Below are 21,384 nucleotides of genomic sequence, written 5' to 3'. Positions count from 1 at the left end.
AAATTATAATTTTTACTATGGACAAATCAAAGATTCGAAACTTTTCAATTATTGCTCATATTGACCATGGAAAATCTACTTTAGCAGACCGTTTGTTAGAGTTATGCAACACCGTAGATGCTCATAGTATGGAAAATCAATTTTTAGACCAAATGGATCTAGAAAGAGAAAGAGGAATAACAATTAAATTAAATGCGGTTCAATTAAAATATAAGGACTATATTTTTCATTTAATTGACACTCCTGGCCACGTTGATTTTACATATGAAGTTTCTCGTTCATTAGCTGCTTCAGAAGGAGCGTTATTAATAGTTGATGCTACACAAGGAATTGAAGCTCAAACATTGGCAAATGTCTATTTGGCTTTAGAAAATAATTTAGAAATAATTCCTGTAATTAATAAAATTGATCTTCCATCAGCAGATGTTGAAAGAACAAAAGAGGAAATTGAAAATGTTATAGGTTTACCTTGTGATAATGCAGTTTGTGTTTCAGCAAAAACTGGTTTAAATTGTGAATCGGTATTAGAAGCGATAGTAAATTACATTCCCTGTCCTAAAGATGCTGATGATGACAAACCATTAAAAGCATTAATCTTTGATTCTTATTTTGATCCTTATCGTGGTGTTGTTATGTTGGTAAGAATTTTTCAAGGCAAAATCTCTGTCAATGATGAATTTAAATTTTTATCAAATAATGCTGAATATCATGTTATTGAATTAGGAGTTAGAAACCCTAATGAAACTAAAAAAGAAACTTTAGAATCTGGTGAAGTTGGTTGAATTTCCGCAGCTATTAGAGATGCAAAAGAAGTTCATGTTGGAGATACTATAACATTAATAAAAAATCCTGCAAAAGAAGCTTTACCAGGTTATAAATCAAAAAAACCTGTTGTTTATACTGGATTTTATCCTATTGATACTAGAGATTATGTTGAATTAAAAGATAGTTTAGAAAAAATTTCACTATCTGATAGTTCATTAACATGAGAACAAGAAACTTCAAAAGCATTGGGTTTTGGTTTTAGAGTTGGTTTTTTAGGTCTATTGCATATGGAAATTATCCAAGAAAGATTAAATAGAGAATATAAAATTGGAGTGATTGCTACTTCACCTTCGGTTGAATATAAAGTTTTTATGACTAACAAAACAATTGAAAAAATTTCTAACCCTTCTTTATTACCAGACAGAACTTTTATAGAAAAAATTCAAGAACCATACATTCATGCTACAATCTTAGTTCCAAATGAATTTATCGGAAATACAATGGAATTATGTCAAGAAAAAAGAGGAATATATTTAAATTTAGAATATATAGATTCTAATCGTTCTAAAATTGAATATGAATTACCTCTTGGTGAAATAATTTTTGATTTTTTTGATAGATTAAAATCTACAACAAAGGGATATGCTTCATTCGAGTATGAATTAATAGATTATCGTGATTCAAATTTAGTGAAAGTAGATATTTTATTAAACGGTGATAAAATTGATGCTTTTTCAATAATTTCTCATATTGATAAAGCATATCCTCAATCTCGTGAATTATGTGAAAAACTAAAAGAAGCTATACCTAGACAAAATTTTGAAGTCCCTATTCAAGCTGCTATTGGCGGAAAAATAATTGCTAGAGAAACAATAAAAGCATATCGGAAAGATGTTACAGCTAAATTACATGCTTCCGATCCTTCTAGATATAAAAAATTATTAGAAAAACAAAAAGCAGGAAAAAAGAAAATGAAACTTCTTGGTACTGTTGAAGTGCCTCAAGAAGCTTTTATGAGCATATTAAAAACTAATATTGATAAGAAAAAATAATTTATGTATTTACCTTTTTTATAGGCCAATACATAAATTTTTGTTATTGGTTTCCTATTAGTTATTATTTATAATGTTATAATTATAAATAACTTAATTTTATTTTAAATCATAGGTGTAAATATGAATAAATTATATGAACCACAATTTTTTGAAGAACAGATTTCACAAAAATGAAAAAACAAAAAGTTTTTTAGTATACATGACGAAACTAAAAAACCTTTTTCAATTTTATTACCCCCACCAAATGTAACAGGTAAATTGCATATTGGTCATGCGCTTGATACCTTTTTGCAAGATTCAATCATTAGATACAAAAAGCTTAGTGGTTATGATGTATTCTATATAGCAGGTACTGATCATGCGGGGATTGCAACTCAAGCAAGAGTTGAAAAAGAAATAAAAAAATTAGAAAATAAAACAAAGTATGACTATGGAAAAGAACGTTTTATTGAAAAAATATGAGAATGAAAAAACACTTATGCTAATGAAATTAGAAAACAATGAGCAAAATTAGGTTTAGCACTAGATTATGATAATGAAAGATTTACACTAGATGATTTATCAAATGAAGCCGTAAATAAAGTTTTTATTCAACTTTATAATGAAGGAATTATTTACAAAGATTTAAAACCTATTAATTGAGATCCTATTTTACAAACTACTGTTTCTAATATTGAGGTTATTAATAAACCTACCAAACAAACAATGTATTACATTAAATATCCTATTGCTAATTCTAATGAATTTGTTTCAATAGCAACAGTTAGACCTGAAACTATGCTTTCGGATGTAGCGGTAGTTTATAATCCAAGCGACGCAAGATATTTAAAATATCAAAATGTTAAAATCATCCATCCCTTAACAAATAAAGAAATACCATTTATTGCTGATCAATATGTAGATAAAAAATTTGGAACTGGATTAATGAAGCTATCAGCACATGCTGAAGTTGACATTGAAATAATTAGAAAACATAACTTACCAATTTATGAAACAATTGATAAAAATGGTTTAATCTCTGAAAAAAACTCAATATTTTTTGGTTTAGATAGAGAACAAGCAAGAAAAGAAATAGTTGCTTTTTTAAAAAAACATAATCTTTTAATTAAAGAAAAAGAAACAATTTCAAATGTTGGTTTTTCAGAAAGAAGTGATAGTCCTATTGAAATATTAGTGCTTCCCCAATGATTTATTAAAATGGAAAAATTTTCTAAGGACTTATTAAAACATTTAGATTCAAAAGAAGCAGTTAAGTTTTATCCTAAAAGATTTATTAAAATAACTAAACAATGAATTGCAAATGCGCATGATTGAAATATATCACGTCAACTTTGATGAGGACATCAAATACCTGCTTGATATAAAGATGAAAATATGAAGGTTCAAATTGATTCACCAGGCCAAGGTTGAGTTAGAGACCAAGATGTTTTAGATACTTGATTTTCTTCAGGTATTGCTCCTTTTTCATTTTTAGATTGACCTAATGAAAGTCAAAAAATAAAAAGATATTATCCAACTAATTTATTAGTTACTGGTTATGACTTGATATTCTTTTGAATATCAAGAATGTACTTTTTCGGATTACACTTTATGAAGAAAAAACCATTTGATGAAGTTTTAATTCATGGTTTAGTTAGAGATGCACAAAACAGAAAAATGTCTAAATCACTAAACAATGGAGTTGATCCAATTGAGGTTATTGACAAATATGGTTCCGATTCTTTAAGATGAGGTTTAATCACAAACTTTACACCAGGTTATGATTTAAAATACACTGATGACAAAATTAAAGTTGCTTGAACTTTAAATAATAAGATTTGAAATATTGCTAGATATATTCAAAGCTTACAAGATGACCAAGTAAAACAAAATTCTGAATTTGATGAATGAATAGAACAAAAGTTAGCGCAACTTAAAACTAACATTGATAAGGCGATGAAAAAATATGAATTTACTATCATCGGAAATTCAATTTCAAAATTTATTTACAATGATTTTTCTTCTTGATATATTGAATTTTTAAAATTAAAACCAAACAAAAAATTCGCCTTAGAAATTTTAAGAAAGTTTTTAATTATCATTCATCCTTATTTACCTTTTGTTTCTGATTACTTATTTAAAGAAATTTTCGAACAAGAAATTCTCGAACAAGTTTTTCCTAATTTAACTATAAAAAAGGTTAATCAGAAAAAACTATCTTCTAATTTATTAACTGTTGATCAAATAATTGAATTGATTTCTGCTATCCGAAGATACCGTGAAGAAAAAGAAATTTCAAAAAAAGATATAATTAATTATTGTATTGACTTCAATTTAGAAGTCAAACAAGAACAAATTGTAAATATTTTAACAAACTCAAAATATGTACAAAATAATGATTCTCTGATTTCTTTAAGTTTTGGAAAATTATATATTCAATTGTCTCCAGAAGAGAGAATTAAAGATATAGAAAGAATTAAAAAAGAGATTGATAGAATTAATTTCGAAATCAATCGTGCCAAAAATATTTTAGATAATCCTAATTTTATAAGTAAAGCACCAAAGGAAAAAGTCCAAATCGAACAAGAAAAATTACAAAAATATAAACAAGAACTATTGAAGTATAGTCTGGAATTGGAGGCAAAATGCAAATTTTAGATGGAAAAATAATTGCGGAAATAGAAACAAAAAAACTAATTGAAGAATTTAAAGAAGCTACAGAATTAATTGGTAGAAGAGCTAAACTATCAATAATTCAAGTTGGTGATAATCCTTCAAGCAATAAATATATTCAATACAAAATGAAAAAAGCTGAACAGTTAAATGTTGAAGTTAATTTATATAAATATCCTGAAACTATAACTCAAAAAGAATTACTAAAAGAAATTGAAGGAATTAATGAAAATAGTGATGGAATTATTGTGCAATTACCTTTAATTAACTTTTCAGCACCACAAGTTATTCTTGATAGTGTTCAATTTAAAAAAGATATAGATGGTTTATCTACAAGAAATACTTTTAATTTCTATAATTCAACCAGTACTTTTCATTTTACCCCAGCTACTGCTATGGCAATATTAACTTTAATTGACTATTATCAAATCCCTATTGAAAACCAAAAAATTTCAGTTGTTGGAAGATCTTATTTAGTTGGTAAACCTATTGCTTTCTTATTAAAGAAAAGAAATGGAATAGTGTCAACATACAATATTACTTCTGGCCTAAGGGGAACTGAAAATGCTGATTTATTAATTGCTGCTGCCGGAAAAGCAAAATTAATAAAAAGAAAGAATGTAAAAGAAGGTGCTATAGTTATTGATGTTGGTTGCAACTTAGATGATGCCATTGACAGATCTAAATTAGTGGGTGATGTTGATATGGATGAAGTTCAAGATGTATTGAGTGCTATTGCTCCTGTTCCTGGCGGAATTGGACCTTTGACAGTAGTTTCTCTATTTAAAAATTTATTAAAAGCTTTTAAAGAGCAAAACCCTTATTAATCAAATATGTGTTGATTTTTCCAACGCATATTTTTTGTTTTAAAAACAAAATTATTTATAAAAAAAATACTCAGAAAATATTCTTTTTTATTTTCAATATACAGTATGATCATAATGATAGGAAGAAAAATGAAATTTGTAAGAATTAAAAAAGATAATTTTAAGGAAATTGAAACTAATTTTGATAAAAATGGAAAAGTAATTACAAAAAATAACCAATATATAACTCATCCAGTAATTTTATTTGTGACCGATAAAAATGTTTATTACCTTAATGCTAGATCAGCAACTAAAAACAATACAGAAGATAAAAAAAATAAATTTAAATCTGAAATTGAGCTTCATTTTGAAAAAGATAAATCAAGTTATGTAGATATGTCTTCAATTCAAATTATGAATAAGGAAGATTTTTTTACTATTTATGACAAAAGTAAAATTTTTGATTTAAATAACTATCAAAATAGTGATGAAAAAAAAGAATTTTATAAATATTTTTTTAATTTTTTAAGCCAACATAAAGAACAAATAACTATTCAAGAAATAAAATTAGAAAAAAATCCATATAAAACTTATTCAAATTTTCTCCACTCAGATATTGAAAAAATATATGATTTTGAAATATTTAATTATATACAAACGACATGTAGCAAAATTCTAGCGTTAAAAGATATAGAATTTGATGAATTTATTAATAATAATTATTTACCGACACTTCAAAAAAAAGATGAATTTTGCTATATAGGCCCTCCTAGAATTCAACCTTTTGTTCTAAAAATGAAAATTTAAACACCTATATTGTGTTTAAATTTTCATTTATCTTAAAAAACATTATGCATGTGCTCAATAAAATGTACTAATATGAAAATCTTTGTATGAAACATTTTGAGTAACCATATCTTTTATATACACCATTATATGGTAATCATGCAATCCATGTGGATGTCCATAAGCGAAATCAAAGAAGAATGCATATTTGCTCATTTCAATTTCACCTTGTACATCTCAATATTTTTTAACAAAGGTTAAAACTTCTTTTTGTAAAGCTTCATTTTTAAAAATACCATCTAATTTTTCAATTTTTTCTTTTGGAACAATTCCACTAACTAAATATTCTTTTGTTTTAGCAAATTCTCTTGCTTGTGTCATAAATTCGCTAGCAGTCATATCTTTTATAGCTTCTACTCTAGCAATTCCATTTACAATTAAATTACCAACTTCAATTTTACTTTGATCTTCATGTGGAATTCCTGGTTGAGAAGGATTTGCATCTTTAGCACCAATTGTACCTTGGATGGTTGAAATTAATTCTCCATTAACAAACTTTTTCAATACATAGTGATATTCTTTATCACCATGAGCATGTGATTTTTCAGAGTCAACTTGGTATTCAACTTTTCTACCTTCAGATGATTTTTCTAAAACATATGGTTCTTCAACTTTAGCTAAAATTCCAAATTCTACAAGAATTTTTTCTTCAAATTCTTTAGCTTCCATTTTTTGATTGTTAGTTTGTAATGCAGTATGCAATTCATTGAAATCAGGTTCTGATTCATAACTAATAGCATCAATTGTTAATTCACCATTTCAAAACACAAATTTTTTGTTAACAGTAAAATGATGTTCATTTGGATTGAATCTATTATTTTTACCTACTTGATCAAATAAAAATGATGAATAGTATTCTTTTCCTTCCTTTGTAAATCTAAATACTAAAGTTAAACCTTTGGTATCATCAGCTTCACAAGCATCTAATTCTAAAGAAATATTATTTTCTGCTGTTGGTAAAAGTACCATTCCACTATGAAATTTTTCAAAAATTTCTTTTTGTTTTTCAAATGTTGGTTGTTTTTTAATCAAATCTAAAACATAAGTTGGGTAATATCCTAAAGCTTCATCAGTAACTTTTTTATCAATTTCCATTGCTCCATCAAAGAATTTGTATTCTTTATCTGTTTCGTTATTAACAACTGGTTTGATACTATTTGTTAATAATTCATTAGCATTTTTAGAAATTTGATCAACTTTTACTTTTAAAGTTTCATATTTAGCTTCTGGTTTTTTTAATTCTTCCTTAAGAATAACAATTTCCTTATAAGTTTGCTTTACAACAGTTAAGTTTTTTAGTGAAGATAGTTTTTCTTCTATTTCAACTAAAACTTTTTGTAATTCTTGAAGTTTTGCCTTTTCTTGATCCCCTATTCCTGGAACAGGCCCTGGTTGAGGAGTAGGTTTTGTTTCTTTGCCTTTAGGTGTACAAGTTGCTGAAATTGCAAAAGGTGTAGCAAAAACAGCTATTGTGCTACCAATAGTAATTAAAAATTTTCCTTTTTTATTAATTTTCATGAATGAAATTTCTTTCTACGACATTTATTATCTAAATAAATATCATAATAATTATAAACTAAAAAAATATAAAATTAAAATATGCAAAAAAACGACATTAGAGATTTATTTCCTATTTTAAAAGAAATTGTGTATTTAGACAATTCAGCTTTGGTTCAAAAACCTATATCTGTTATTGAAAAATCCAATGAATTTTATTTAAAAAAATGTGTAAGCAATCGTACTTCTAATTCTAAATTAGGTAATGAAACTTATTCATTTATTAAAGAAGTAAGACAAAAAATTGCTTCATTAATTGATTGTGAAAGTGATGAAATAATTTTTACTTCTGGCACTACTGATTCATTGAATAAAATTGCTTTAATGTCAGAATCACTAATAGAAAAAGACGATCAAATATTGATTAATTTGAATAATCATTCTTCAAACATTGCACCATGAATTACAATCGCTAACAAAAAAGAAGCAAAAATCATAACTTGTACACAAGAAGACATTTTTGCCAAAATAACATCAAAAACTAAAATAGTAGCTATTTCGCAAATGAATAATGCTTTTTTAGAAAAACTAGATCTTAAAAAGCTATATAAAATTTGTAAAGAAAAAAATATTTTATTAATAAATGATGCTGCACAAGCAATTGTTCATGAAAAAGTTAGTTTAAAATACTCTGATGTTATCGCTTTTAGTTCAAACAAATTTTATGGACCTACTGGTTTAGGAATTTTAGCAATTAAAAAAGAACTTTTAAATAAACTTACTCCAGCTTTTTCTGGTGGGGGTTCTATTGCTAGAATAATTGACAAAAAAATTATTTATCAACCAAATATTATTGGTTTTGAATCAGGAACATTAAATCTATGTGGTATCTATATGTTTAATGAATCCTTAAACTTTTTTAAAACCATTGGATATCAAAAAACTCAAGAAATTATTGAAGAATTAAGTGCTTACACTTTTAAAAGATTAAAAGAAATTAAAACTATCACAGTTTATAATCAAAGCGATTCACCAATAATTCTTTTTAGCATCAAAAATGTAGATAGCCAAGATATTGCTTATTATTTAGGAACCAAAAATATATATGTTAGATCAGGCACATTTTGTGTTCCATTGATAAAAGAAAATTCAAAAATTAATGATAACAAAGAAAGTTTTGTAAGAATTTCTTTGGGAATTTATAACAATAAAAATGATATTGATAAGCTAATTGAAGCATTAAAAACCGGAGGTGATTTCCTTGCAATATAATCAAGATGAAAAAAGAAAAATTATTATGAATCATTATTTAAAACCTGAAAATTTAAATAAAGATTTAAATGAAATTGACAACATTACCCGTTATGGTGAAACTTGCGGAGATACCTTAAATATTGATTTAGAAATTAAAAATGAAACAATAAAAAATATTTCTTTTAATGGTCAAGGTTGCGCAATATTCATTTCTGCAACTGATATTTTAATCAATTTATTGAAAAATAAAAACATTAGTGAAGTGAAAAATATCATTGAAATTTATCATAATTTAATTGACGGGAAAGACTTAAATATAGAAGAATTGGTAAAAATAGGAGAATTGGCAATTTATAACAATATTGATAAATCTGAAAGTAGAAAGCGTTGTGCAAAAATGGCTTCAGAATTAATTTTGCAACAAATTAAAAATGCTAAATAAAATTATTTTCCATATTGATTTTGATTGCTATTTTGTTTCAGCACACCGTAGTTTAAATCCAAAATTATTAAATAAACCAATTGCAATTGCTAAAAATGAAGGTAAAGCGATTTCTTGTGCAGTTAGTTACGAATTAAGAGAACTGGGAATTAAAAATGGTGATCCAGCATTTATGATTAAAAAAATATGTCCAAGAACTATTTTTATTAATGCTAACTACCTTTTGTATATCAATTTATCAAACCTTATTTTTGACTATATAACTAAGAATTATTCAAATAAATTCGAAATGTTTTCTATTGATGAATGTTGATTAGATATGAGTCAAAAGTTGGAACAAAAAACTAATGATCAAATATTAGATTATGCCAAAAGAATTCAAATGGATATATTAAAGAAATTCAAAATTCCAATTTCTATCGGTATTTCGCATAATAAATTTTTATCCAAAATGGCAACTAATTTAGCAAAACCATTTGGAATTAAATTGATAGATGAAGATAATTTACAATTGATTTGAGATTTAGAAATCAACAAGTTTTTTGGAATTGGTAAATCTTTAACCAACAAATTAAATAACTTTGGGATTAAAAAAATTGGTGAAATTGCTAAATTAAAAGAAAACTCTATTGAAGCAATTTCTTGTTTTGGAAAATTTGCTAAAAAGATTATTGACACTGCTAATGGACAATATGATGAACCTCTAAATGAGGGCGCTGAAATGAAAAGTTTAGGTTCTGAAATTACTTTTGATTTTGATAATCTTGACAATGAAAATGATTTCTATTTAGTTTTAAATGACTTAGCAAACAAAGTTTGCCAAAGAGCTAAGAGTAGAGGTCAATTTGCAAATACTGTAGTTTTAAGAATAAGAAACATATCTGGTAAATGAATTTCTAGACAAAAGAAATTAAATAGTTTTACAAATGATGTAAATGTAGTTGCTAAAACAAGCATCAAATTATTCAATGACTTAAATAGAAAAAACATCAAAGGAATAGGTGTTGCTCTATCTAATTTAATCTTTGAATCTAATTTAGGAACTCAAATTTCACTTTTTGAATCGAACAACGAGCAATTGAATGAAAACAATAAAATTGATAAAATAATTAAAGATATAAATTTAACAATGAACAAAGATATTGCTAAAACCGGCATAGATTTTTTAAAGGAACAAAAAATAAAAGATAAAACGCATAACAATGTCAAGTTCATTAATATTGATGAAAAAGGAGAGAAAAAATGAAAATAGGAATTTATGGAGGTTCTTTTGACCCTGTACATAATGGGCATACTAATTTAATTGACAATATTTTGGCATCCTCACTAAAATTAGATAAATTAATTATTGTGCCAACTTTAATTTCTCCATTCAAACAAAATAAAAAAGTAACTTCTGAATTACACAGAATTAAAATGTTGGAATTAGCATTACCTAAAAATTGTGAAATTAGTGATTTCGAAATCAAAAAACAACCATTTGTTGTCAGTTATACTATTGACACAATAATGCATTTTAAAAAAATCTGCCCTAATGATGAACTTTTTTTAATTTTAGGAAATGAAAATAAAAAAGTTTTTCATAAGTGAAAAGACTTTTTAAAAATTTCTTCACTTGTAGAGAAAATTGTTTTTGTTCCAAGGGTAAAAGAAACCAATGAAGATATAGGCAAATACAAAAAAAATGTATTGAAGTTTATCAAAGATAAAGTAGCTGAATTAGAATTTGACATTCTAAATGTATCATCAACTGAAATTAGAATGGGGAAAAAATTAGACAAGTTAAACCCTGAAGTTTTAAACTACATTGCTAATAATTTTTTATATGCTGAAAACATTATTAATTCAACATTATCTGTTAAAAGAGCAAAGCATTGTTTTTTTGCTGCTGAATTTGCGGCACAATTAGCTAAAACAATTAATTATGATGCAAAGATTGCTTACTACGCTGGTTTGTTCCATGATGTTTGCAAAGAATGAACAGAAGAAGAATCTAGAATTTTTATTAAAAACACTGAAAGCAAATATCAAAAAGAATGAAACACTATTCCTAAACATAAATTGCATCAAATTTGTGGTGCTCTTTGATTAAAAAATGTTTACAAATTAAAAAATGAAGAAATTATTCACGCAATTGAAGTTCATACAACATTAAATTTAAATCTTTCTACATTAGACAAAATTGTTTTTATTGCTGACAAAATTTGTCAAGGAAGAAATTATCCTGGTATTCAAAAAATTAGAAAATTAGCTCTTACTAATTTTGATAAAGGTTTTGCAGAAGTGGTTAAAATGAATTACAATCACCAAATAGAAAAAGGTAAAATATTAGAAGAAGAACAAATTAAAATTAATGAAAAATGAATTAATTCTTAAGTAGAAAGAAAAAATGGAAAAAATAAGAATCCAAAAAGTAATTGCTAATGCTGGATTTTGTTCTAGAAGAAAAGCAGAAGAATTAATAGTTCAAAATAGAGTTAAAGTAAATGATCAATTAGCAACTTTAGGAATGCTAATTGACGCAACTAATGACAAAATAAAAATTGATAATAAATTAATAAATACTAAAAAAGAAGATTTTGTTTACTACTTAATAAATAAACCTGCTAAAACTATTTGTACTGCTAACGATCCTTTGAATAGAAAAAAAGTAACTGATTTAATAGAAACAGATAAGAGAATTTTCACTGTTGGTAGATTAGATTTTGATACAACTGGAGTGCTATTTTTAACTAATGATGGAGATTTTGCTTATAAATTAACTCATCCAAAATTTAACATTATAAGAAAATATAGAGCAAGAATTAATGAACCATTAACTAATGAAGAATTAAAAGCAATTAACAAAAAAATACTAATAAATGGCATTTTATCAGAACAAGTTGTAGAACAAATTGATAAAAAAACATATTTGGTTACTTTAAAATTAGGAACATATCATCATGTTAAAGAAATATTTAAATATGTAAATAAAAAAGTTATAAATTTAAAAAGAATTGAATATGCTGGTATAACAGTAGAAAAGATGATGATAGGTCAATATCGAAAATTAACAATAAATGAACTTAAAAGAATTAAAACATTAATACACTTAAATGAAGAAAGAATTAAAAATGAAAAAGACAACTAAATTAATAATTCCCACATCATTAGCATTAGCTTTTATTCCTGTTGTTTCATCTAATTGCATTGGAATAAATAAAGAGGAAAAAGAAAGAGATACAAAATTTCTTAAACAATATAATTCAATATTAGAAAGCATTTCTAAGGAATTTGAAACTTTGGATTTTAACATTGATATAACTATTAATAAGAAAGAAAAAATATACAAATATTTTGTTAATCATTATGAAAATTTGAAAAACATAGAGAATTCATTAAAGAAAAATAATTTCTTTGAACAAATTGAAAATGTAGCAAAATATGAAAAAAGTTCTTTAACTTTTTATGCTATAAAACAAGGGAAAAAAGAAAAAATAACTGACAGTAATACCATTGAAAAAATCAATGAATTTCTTAATAGTTTTGAAACATATTATCCTAGTAGCTCTGTTTTTATAGACAAAGAATTAAGAAGATTGTTTGATTTGAATATTGAAATATATAGAATAATTTTTGATTATATTCAACAATTTTCAACTGATAAAAGCACATTGTTTGAAATTAGAAAATTAATCGATTATAAAAAATATAATCAAATATGAAAAGAAAAAAATAACAATGCTTTAGAGCCTAGTTTTTTAAATATTAAAAAGAAACAAGAAAGAGATCAAACTAGAAACAACTTTTTATCTGATGTTCTTGAAACTATTCCTAAATTCTTTAATGGTAAAAACAATAAATCAGATGAATTTTCATATAAGTTTTGAAATGAGTCTATCAAAAATATTGATTACAATAAATTGTTTGATGAAAATAGTAACACCCATGTTCATGCGTGATTTAATTTGTTAAATGAATGAAAAACTATTTTAACTCATGAAAATAATAGTAAGTTTGACAAAATTAAAAACTTTGTAATTCAATTCAACGAATTGTTTATTTCAAATGAAATTATTATCGAAAACAACACTAATCAGCAAATTGTTTTAGATGTTAATAAATTTTTTAACAAATTTAAAGAAGCATTCCAAGACTTGTTAGGATTAGATTTTCAAAAGCTAAATCAACTCAAAGAACAAATTAAAAACGATTGTCAACTTCAAATTAATGACTTTTTAAAAGTAATCATTAGTATTAAAGAAAAAGTTATTGAATTACAAACATTAATAAAAGATGTTTATGGTTTATAAGTTTATAAACAAATTAGTATAATTTATTTATTACAAGATGTTGCTTGTAAAAGGAATACATAATGAAGAAATTACATTGTAAAAATTATTTAACAACTACTATTTTCTTAATAATTTTACTTTCTATTTTTACTTTACCATTATTTATAAATAAAAACTTTGGTTCTATAATGGTTTATGAAACTGATAATTTTGGTAAATATTTTGCTTTTAATAAATTTAATAATTTTATTGCTTGAACTTATTTATTACTATCAACCATTTTTTGAAAACCTCAACTTATAAAAGTGTTTTTTGTAAGTTTGTTCAAATATATTAAAGAAACTTTAACTACCACTTCAAATGTGCATAATGGTGGTTTGATTTTATTCTCTGTTATGTTCGCTACTATAATTGTGTTTGTTTTATTAATTTGAGTAATTGAAACTATTGTTTTTATTATTAAAGCTTTTACAAGAAAAGCAATAGCTAGTCCAATTTTGATATTGATTTTTTCAATACTTTTTTGACTAACCTATGTATTCTTTTTTGGTTATACATTATTAGGTAGTGTGATGGTAAAATTTATGAATTCATTGATTAGCAAAAACATAGTTTTATATATACCATATGTATTAATTGTCAGTCTTGTTTTAATTAGTATTTTTATTGTTTCTTCTAAAATTGAATCTCGAAAAAGAACTAAAGAAGAATAAAATAGCTCTTTAATATTAAAGTTATAAAAAACATTCTCGCATACGAAGAATGTTTTTTGTTGTTTAAATTTTAGCTTTTCTTTAGCATTTTATTTATCTCTGATAATGCTTCAAATGCTTTAAAAGCATCAAAATTACTTTTAATTTTATCTTTATAAACTAAAAATGAATTAGTTAATTCATTAATAATTGCTTGACTATCTTCTTCAGAAAAAATTGATTTAAATGTATTTTTAAGATTATCAAAGGAATTTTTAAAAATATTAAAAACTTTTTCTTTTATTTTTTCAATTGAATTATCTTCATTTTTTAATTCAATTCTTGCAAAATTCACTATAAAATCATTAGCAATTTTAGAAATTTCATTCCTATCTTTTAGAATTTTTTCCAATTGTTTCTTTTTGTTATCGTCAATAAAAATTGAAATTTTTTTAGCAATTGTTTCAATGTTTTTTACTAAATCAATTTCTAGAATTGTGTCAATTAAATCATCTTTAAAGTTTTGCTCATTAACTTGTTTCTGAATTATTTTTAAATATTTGTTAAGAATTTCATTTTGAGTAAAAGAAGATATTTTTGTAAAATCCAATTCACCTTTTAAATGATCAATGATAATTTGATGGAATATTTCAATTCCGGATTTGTTAAATAGCTTTAAAAATATTTTATTTAAATTGACGATTGTGTTTAGTTCTTTTATTTCTTTGGACAAAATAGAAAAATTTAGATTATATAAATAGCTCATAAAATCTATTTGAACTTTTAAAAGTTTATCTTTATTATTTTCAAATGATTCTTTATTTTCTTCTGGTAATTTGTTTTTTAATTCATTAATTTGCAATTCAATGCTTGATTTTAAGGAATTCAATGTTTTAACTTTTTCATTTTCCAAACGGTTTAAAAAACCTGAAATAATTTTATTTTCACTTTTATTTGATAGAATTGATAAATTTTTAAATTTATCTAATGTTGATTCTAATTTAAAAGTTAAGGTAACTATGCCATAATTATCTGCTGACATATTTGTGATGTGTAATTTATAATCTTTGGTTTGATCTTTTAATAAAAAATCTTCATTTTTTAATTGTGAAATATCAACATTATTTTTGTTTTCTTCATCTTTATAAAAAATATCTACTGTTTCAATTTCAGTTTCGAGTCTCAAAATTTCACTCGCAACTTCTTTTTTAAAACTAGCATATTCTTTTTTAAGATCTAAAATTTCTTGTTGAATCTTATCTAAATTACCTTTTAAAATATCATATTTTGTTTCTAATAAATTATTTAATTTAATAATTACATTAGAAACTTTTTGGTTAATATTTTTATAAATTAGCTCTTTATTATTAATTTTTAAGTCATTACATTGTTTTAGTAATTCATCTCTTTTTAATAATAGTTCTTTATTTTTGTTTTTGTCTCGTGAACAAGCTACAGAAATAAAAAAAGTTGGCATAGTGAAGCACATTGAAAATGCTAATATTTTTGTTAATTGCTTTCTCATAATTTAAACCTCAAATTAATTATATTTAATTTGTTTTAAAATTAAATTTCATCTTCTAAATCATGAATATCTTCATTTAGTTCTTCAACAGTACCAAACATTTCTTCTTTGATTTTCTTTACTTCTTCTTTAACTGTTTCGTTTGTAATTACTTCTTGTTCTTTTTTAGCATTTTTAAATTTAATTTTTAAATCAGCAAAGCTTGGTTCTGGTTCTTCGTCATCAAATAAGATAGTAGGTACAATAATTGGGCGTCTTCTTTTTTCTTTGTAAAATAAATTTTCAAGTCTTTCCACAATTAGTTGTTTTAATTCCACAACATTTCATTCTTCATTATTTTTAATATGATAAAGCACCGCTCCGTGTGCTACTCTTTTAGCTTCTTCAACTAATTTTAAAGAAGTCTTAACATAAAAGGAACCTCTAGAAATTAAATGTGGTCTACCTAAAATAGCATTATTCTTTTTGCTAATTGTTAAGATTAAATTAACAAAACCATTTTCAGATAAACTAACTCTTTCTTTAATAATAGATGTATTTAAATTTAAGACTGAATTACCATCAATATATATTGGGCCATAATTAACTTTTTCATCAGTTCTTGTAATTACATTGTTTGACATTAAATAAACTTGACCAGTTTCAGGAATAATTACATTTTCAGGTAAAACACCATTTTCAATTGCGGTTTGTCCATGAACCATTGACATTCGATATTCACCATGATATGGCATAAAATATTTAGGTTTAGTTAATTGGAAAATCTTATCATGCTCTCACTTATAAGCGTGCCCTGAAGTATGTAAGTATCCATCTGGCCCATTTTCTTTGATAATAGCACCTAATTTATACAAACGATTAATCAACAATTCTACAAACATTCTATTACCAGGAATTGGAGAAGAAGAAAATATAATCATATCTCCTTTTTGAACGTTGACAGTACCGTGTTTTCCATAACTCATTCTTGATAATGCTGCTAATTGTTCTCCTTGAGAACCAGTGGTTAAAATAACTAATTGATTATCAGGAATTCCATCTAGTTGTTTCTTTTCCACGAAAGTTGAAGCAGGAACATCAATATAGCCAAGCTTACGACCTATTTTGATTCCTTGAATCATTGAACGACCAAAACAAGCGACCTTCTTTTTTAATTTAACCGCTAGGTCTATTATTGCTTTAATTCTAATTAAGTTAGAAGCAAACATAGTAATGATGGTTTTTCTAGTTGCATCTTTCATATGTTTTTCAATATCAATTAAAATATCAGTTTCACTTGGGGAATGATAAGGTCTCATTGCATTAGTTGAATCAGAAAATAATACAGTTAAGCCTTCTTTACCCATTTGATCTAAACGACCAAAGTCGGTTAGATTTCCGATGGGGCGATAATCGAATCTAAAATCACCAGTACACATAATTGAACCATTAGGAGTGGTTAATCTAATTCCAAATGCATCTGGAATTGAATGTTGTCCTGTTCAAAAATCGACTTTACTTTCACCAAAATGATGAACATCTGCTTTTTGAATTTCGATCATTTCAATATCGTGTCCAATATTCAATTCTTCAAATTTTAGACTTAAATATTGAATAGCAATTCTAGGGGCATAAATTTTTTTAATTGGAACTTGTTGTACTAAATAAACAATTCCACCAATGTGATCTTCATGTCCGTGAGTTATAAATAAACCTTCAATGTTATTAAATTTAGATGCTAAAAAAGAATAATCAGGAATAATTCCTTTAATTCCTGTGGTAGCAGTATCAGCAAATTTAATTCCAGCGTCAATGATAAATATTGAATTACCGTGTTCTACAACTAATGTTGATTTTCCAATTTCTTGTATTCCACCTAGACCTATAATTTTTGTAGGTTCCATAGTTATTACTTCTCCTTAAAATATGAATTATTAATTATTAATAAATGAAACATTTGTAAAAAATATTATTTCTATTATATAGAAAAAACTAAAAAATTCTTATTCTGGAAAAAATAAGAATTTTTTAAACTAGTAGTAGATATCGTCGTTTTTATAGATTAATGGAGCAACAATATTGTAGGTAAAGAAAATAATAAACATATTGAACCAAATTTTGACTGGACTAAACAATGTATGCTTGAATATAAAAACAAAAATCTTTTCTCGATCGTCAGATGAACCTCTTGTAAAACTAATAACGTCTGCTAACGATAATAATGGAACATTGATCAATTCAATTAAGGCAGAAAAAATTACAATTGGGACAATAATTAAATACTTACTTGGTTTGAGTTTAAATCTAGCTACAATCAAAAAGATAAACATAAAAGCATAACCAATTAACATTGAAAGAATAATACCTACTCTATTTGAAATTACCCCTTGTTTTAAAATACTTTCATCGATTTTAAAACCAATTAACCAAACAATCATTAAAGAAATAATTGACAAAATAATTAATGCGGTGGTTAGATTAATATTCATCAATTGACTTTTTGTACCATTAATTAGAATTGATTTTCTTTTTTCACCTAAGAAAATAATCTTTCTTTTTAAAGAATCGATTTTCTTTTTAATTTTAGGTGTAATTTCTTGATTTTGAATTATTAAATCATTAATCTTATGTTTGTTTTTAACAATTTCAGCTTCTAAAAAGGTATATCTAAATTCTCCACCAAAGTAATATTTTAAAAACTTAACAAACAATCAACCAACAATTCCAGCAATAACACCATCAATAGTTGTGGCTAAAGTATATAGCGGGTTAAAAATATTGGGAATGATAATAAAAGAAATCAAGTCACTAATTAAACCAACTATAAAACCAATTAAAGGTCCGAAAATAAAACCGGAAATTTTAACTGGCAATCCTATAAAACTAATTTTGAAAGTAGGAATAGCAACAATAGGAGCAATTTGAACACCAATAATAGTGAAAACAACAGAAATAGAAATTAATATAGCAACAAAAGTGATTTTTCTAATTGATCATTTTGAAAAAATATTTCAATCCGAAAAATCAGTTCTTTTTGAATTATTGTTATTCATAACCGCTCCTTTCTTCATTAATATATTTGTATTATTAAAGTATAAATTATTTATGGTATTTTTTATTTTCTAAAATGGAAAATGCTCTATAAATTTGTTCAGCTAAAATACATCTAAACAATTGGTGTGGGAAAGTCATTTTAGAAATTGAAATTTTAAAATTACTGTCAAATTTTTGTTCATCAACACCATTTGACCCACCAATTACAAACGTAAGATTACGGTTATTTTGTTGGTTAATTAATTGAGCAAACTCAACTGAATCATATTGTTTTCCTTGTAAAGAACAAAGAAAAACTGTAGCATCTTTTTGGAATTTTGAAAGTATTAAGTTAGTCTCTTTTTGTACTTTTACATTGATGTTTTTTTCTTCTGAAAATTCTTTAATTTCTACAACATTTAAATTAGAAAAATGTGAAATTGACTTTTCATATTTTTCAAAAACCTTTTTAAATTCTGGAGATAATGAACCAACAGCAATAATTTGAATATTCATTATTTATTCTTGCTTTCTAAATAAAACACCAACATTTGTATGTCTGCCGGATTAACCCCACTAATTCTTGAAGCTTGACCAATTGTTTTAGGTTTAATTTTAATTAATTTTTGCTTTGCTTCGATCGCAACATTAGGCACTTTTAAATAATCAATGTCATCAGGAATAACAAATTTTTCTAATCTAATAGCTTTTTTTGCATTATTTTCTTGTTTTTTAATATATCCATATAATCTAACCATAGAAGTTAATTCTTCTAAAAATTCAAAATTAGGACATACATCATTAGCATCCACTTCAGGGCGAGATAAAAGTTGCAAGTAAGAAATTCCATTTTCTACTTTATACTTTTTAGCAAGTTCATTTTTAGTTGATAAAAATTTCGAATCCAATTCTTGGATTTTTTTATCAATCTTTTCGTATTTTAAAAGAATTGCTTGATAATCTTTTTGACTAATCATATTTGTTTTAAGTGCATATTCTGCTAAACGAATATCTACATTATCATTACGCAACAATAGTCTATATTCTGCTCTTGAAGTTAGCATTCTATAAGGTTCTTTTGTACCTTTGGTAACTAAATCATCTATCAAAACTCCGATGTAGGCATGATTTCTTAAAATAACAATTTGTTCTTGATTTTCTAAATTTTGACCAGCATTTATTCCTGCAATTAATCCTTGGGCCGCTGCTTCTTCATAACCACTTGTTCCATTAATTTGACCGGCTGTATATAAATTATTTACAACTTTAGTTTCTAATGTTGGTTTTAAGTTTAATGGATCAATAGCATCATATTCAATTGCATAACCATATTTTTGAACTTTAGCATTTTCCAAACCAGGAATTGAAGCAATCATTTGGTTTTGAACTTCTACTGGCATTGAGGTAGATAAACCATTAATGTAGATAATCGATTGATCTTCAGTTTCTGGTTCAAAGAAAATTTGATGTCTTTCCTTTTCCTTAAACTTAACAATTTTGTCTTCAACAGAAGGACAATATCTTGGACCTATTCCTTCAATTAAACCTGAATACATCGCGGATTTATTAAGGTTTTCCATAATTACTTGATGAGTTTTAGGGGTGGTATATGTTAAATAACAAGCAATTTGAGTAGGCATTTTTACATTTGAACGACTTGAAAAAGATAAGTTGATATCTTTTAAAATTTCTTTTTCAACCTTTGAAAAATCAATACTATCGGCAAATATTCTAGGTGGGGTTCCAGTTTTAAGTCTTTGAATATCAAAACCTATTTTTGCCATTGATTGGCTTAATTTAGGTGTAGTTTTTTGATTATCTGGCCCACTAATAGTAATTACATCACCTCTAAGAATTCTAGAATTCATATATACGCCAGTGGTAATTACTCCAACTTTTGCATCTAAAATTCCGGTTTTCGCTAATCTAAAACCTTTGAAATTTTTTGATTCATCAACTAAAATTTCTTCTGCAACATCTTCTATCAAGGTTAAATTCTTTTGCTTTTTCGCGAATTCTAAAATTATTTTAGAATACTTGTTTTTATCAATTTGTGCTCTTAGTGCTCTAACTGCTGGTCCTTTTGATTCATTCAACATTTTTAATTGGATAGTTGCTAAATCAGCTCATAAACCCTGCATTCCGCCTAAAGCATCAATTTCTCTTGTAATAATTCCTTTTGCTGGTCCACCAATAGATGGATTACATGGAAGCATTCCTAAGTGTTCAAGATCAAATGAAACTAATGCAGTTTTATGTCCTTTTTTACTTAAAGCAAAGGCAGCTTCTAAACCCGCATGACCTCCACCAATTACAATTGCATCATAATAATTTTTGCTATTTTTAATCATGATTATAATTTTAATTCTTTATATAAAAAACAATAAAAGAAATCTAAGAATAAACAAAAAATGAATTAAAAATTTAAACCATTAAAAAAGTAAACAATAATACACCTATATTTATTTTTATAAAATAAATAGATTTCTATGAAAAACTATGAAATTTTAGCCCCTTTTAGCGGTGCATAATTTAAAAATTTATAATTTGAATGTATAAAAATC

Annotated in this window: 17 protein-coding genes; 11 read left to right on the top strand and 6 right to left on the bottom strand. The window is 25.3% G+C overall.

Annotated features, from left to right (window positions below; translation table 4 throughout):
• Positions 1-17 precede the first annotated feature (17 nt).
• From lepA to ACJA25_RS01200, 4 genes are all read left to right on the top strand, one after another.
• Positions 18-1,817, top strand: a complete 1,800-nt coding sequence (gene lepA / locus ACJA25_RS01215) for a translation elongation factor 4 (RefSeq protein WP_406615930.1) — start codon at positions 18-20, stop codon at positions 1,815-1,817.
• Between the two features lie 123 nt (positions 1,818-1,940).
• A complete protein-coding gene (locus tag ACJA25_RS01210; protein ID WP_406615928.1) occupies positions 1,941-4,457 on the top strand; it encodes a valine--tRNA ligase in 2,517 nt (838 codons plus the stop codon).
• Positions 4,445-5,299 carry a bifunctional 5,10-methylenetetrahydrofolate dehydrogenase/5,10-methenyltetrahydrofolate cyclohydrolase gene (locus tag ACJA25_RS01205; protein WP_406615926.1) on the top strand — a complete coding sequence of 285 codons (855 nt, stop codon included), beginning with the start codon at positions 4,445-4,447 and terminating at the stop codon, positions 5,297-5,299. Before ACJA25_RS01210 ends, ACJA25_RS01205 begins: the two co-directional genes overlap by 13 nt.
• 129 nt (positions 5,300-5,428) lie before the next feature.
• Positions 5,429-6,085, top strand: coding sequence for an Mbov_0400 family ICE element protein (locus ACJA25_RS01200; RefSeq protein WP_406615924.1), 657 nt, complete (start codon positions 5,429-5,431; stop codon positions 6,083-6,085).
• Between the two features lie 42 nt (positions 6,086-6,127).
• Here the strand turns inward: ACJA25_RS01200 and ACJA25_RS01195 are convergent, their stop codons facing one another.
• A complete protein-coding gene (locus ACJA25_RS01195; RefSeq protein WP_406615922.1) occupies positions 6,128-7,642 on the bottom strand; it encodes a hypothetical protein in 1,515 nt (504 codons plus the stop codon).
• Positions 7,643-7,723: 81 nt separating this feature from the next.
• Between ACJA25_RS01195 and ACJA25_RS01190 the strand changes: the two genes are divergently transcribed.
• The 7 genes from ACJA25_RS01190 (at position 7,724) to ACJA25_RS01160 (ending at position 14,304) form a co-directional block, all read left to right on the top strand.
• On the top strand, positions 7,724-8,893 hold the full coding sequence (locus ACJA25_RS01190) for an aminotransferase class V-fold PLP-dependent enzyme (RefSeq protein ID WP_406615920.1): 1,170 nt from the start codon (positions 7,724-7,726) through the stop codon (positions 8,891-8,893).
• Entirely contained in the window at positions 8,883-9,317 is a 435-nt protein-coding gene (locus ACJA25_RS01185) for an iron-sulfur cluster assembly scaffold protein (RefSeq protein ID WP_406615918.1), read from the top strand. Before ACJA25_RS01190 ends, ACJA25_RS01185 begins: the two co-directional genes overlap by 11 nt.
• Positions 9,307-10,569 (top strand): Y-family DNA polymerase, encoded by a 1,263-nt coding sequence (locus ACJA25_RS01180; RefSeq protein ID WP_406615916.1) that lies wholly within the window; start codon positions 9,307-9,309, stop codon positions 10,567-10,569. Before ACJA25_RS01185 ends, ACJA25_RS01180 begins: the two co-directional genes overlap by 11 nt.
• Positions 10,560-11,693: a nicotinate-nucleotide adenylyltransferase gene (locus ACJA25_RS01175; RefSeq protein ID WP_406615914.1), complete on the top strand. Its 1,134-nt coding sequence runs from the start codon at positions 10,560-10,562 to the stop codon at positions 11,691-11,693. The genes ACJA25_RS01180 and ACJA25_RS01175 overlap by 10 nt, the downstream gene beginning before the upstream one ends.
• A 13-nt stretch (positions 11,694-11,706) precedes the next feature.
• Entirely contained in the window at positions 11,707-12,447 is a 741-nt protein-coding gene (locus tag ACJA25_RS01170; RefSeq protein ID WP_406615912.1) for a pseudouridine synthase, read from the top strand.
• Positions 12,413-13,609 carry a hypothetical protein gene (locus ACJA25_RS01165; RefSeq protein WP_406615910.1) on the top strand — a complete coding sequence of 399 codons (1,197 nt, stop codon included), beginning with the start codon at positions 12,413-12,415 and terminating at the stop codon, positions 13,607-13,609. Before ACJA25_RS01170 ends, ACJA25_RS01165 begins: the two co-directional genes overlap by 35 nt.
• Positions 13,610-13,671: 62 nt before the next feature.
• Entirely contained in the window at positions 13,672-14,304 is a 633-nt protein-coding gene (locus tag ACJA25_RS01160) for a hypothetical protein (RefSeq protein ID WP_406615908.1), read from the top strand.
• Between the two features lie 70 nt (positions 14,305-14,374).
• Here the strand turns inward: ACJA25_RS01160 and ACJA25_RS01155 are convergent, their stop codons facing one another.
• The 5 genes from ACJA25_RS01155 to mnmG form a co-directional block, all read right to left on the bottom strand.
• Positions 14,375-15,808 carry a hypothetical protein gene (locus ACJA25_RS01155; protein WP_406615906.1) on the bottom strand — a complete coding sequence of 478 codons (1,434 nt, stop codon included), beginning with the start codon at positions 15,806-15,808 and terminating at the stop codon, positions 14,375-14,377.
• Positions 15,809-15,849: 41 nt separating this feature from the next.
• Positions 15,850-17,691 (bottom strand): ribonuclease J, encoded by a 1,842-nt coding sequence (locus ACJA25_RS01150; protein WP_406615904.1) that lies wholly within the window; start codon positions 17,689-17,691, stop codon positions 15,850-15,852.
• Positions 17,692-17,820: 129 nt separating this feature from the next.
• Entirely contained in the window at positions 17,821-18,840 is a 1,020-nt protein-coding gene (locus ACJA25_RS01145) for an ECF transporter S component (RefSeq protein WP_406615902.1), read from the bottom strand.
• Between the two features lie 46 nt (positions 18,841-18,886).
• Complete coding sequence (locus ACJA25_RS01140) at positions 18,887-19,336, bottom strand: 23S rRNA (pseudouridine(1915)-N(3))-methyltransferase RlmH (protein ID WP_406615900.1); 450 nt, start codon at positions 19,334-19,336, stop codon at positions 18,887-18,889.
• Complete coding sequence (mnmG, locus tag ACJA25_RS01135; RefSeq protein ID WP_406615898.1) at positions 19,336-21,171, bottom strand: tRNA uridine-5-carboxymethylaminomethyl(34) synthesis enzyme MnmG; 1,836 nt, start codon at positions 21,169-21,171, stop codon at positions 19,336-19,338. The genes ACJA25_RS01140 and mnmG overlap by 1 nt, the downstream gene beginning before the upstream one ends.
• Positions 21,172-21,384: the final 213 nt, after the last annotated feature.

It is taken from the genome of Mycoplasmopsis hyopharyngis (assembly GCF_045276885.1).
GTDB lineage: Bacteria > Bacillota_I > Bacilli_A > Mycoplasmatales > Metamycoplasmataceae > Mycoplasmopsis > Mycoplasmopsis hyopharyngis.
The sequence above is the reverse complement of the archived record's forward strand: the minus strand, read 5'-3'. Positions and strand labels throughout refer to the sequence as shown.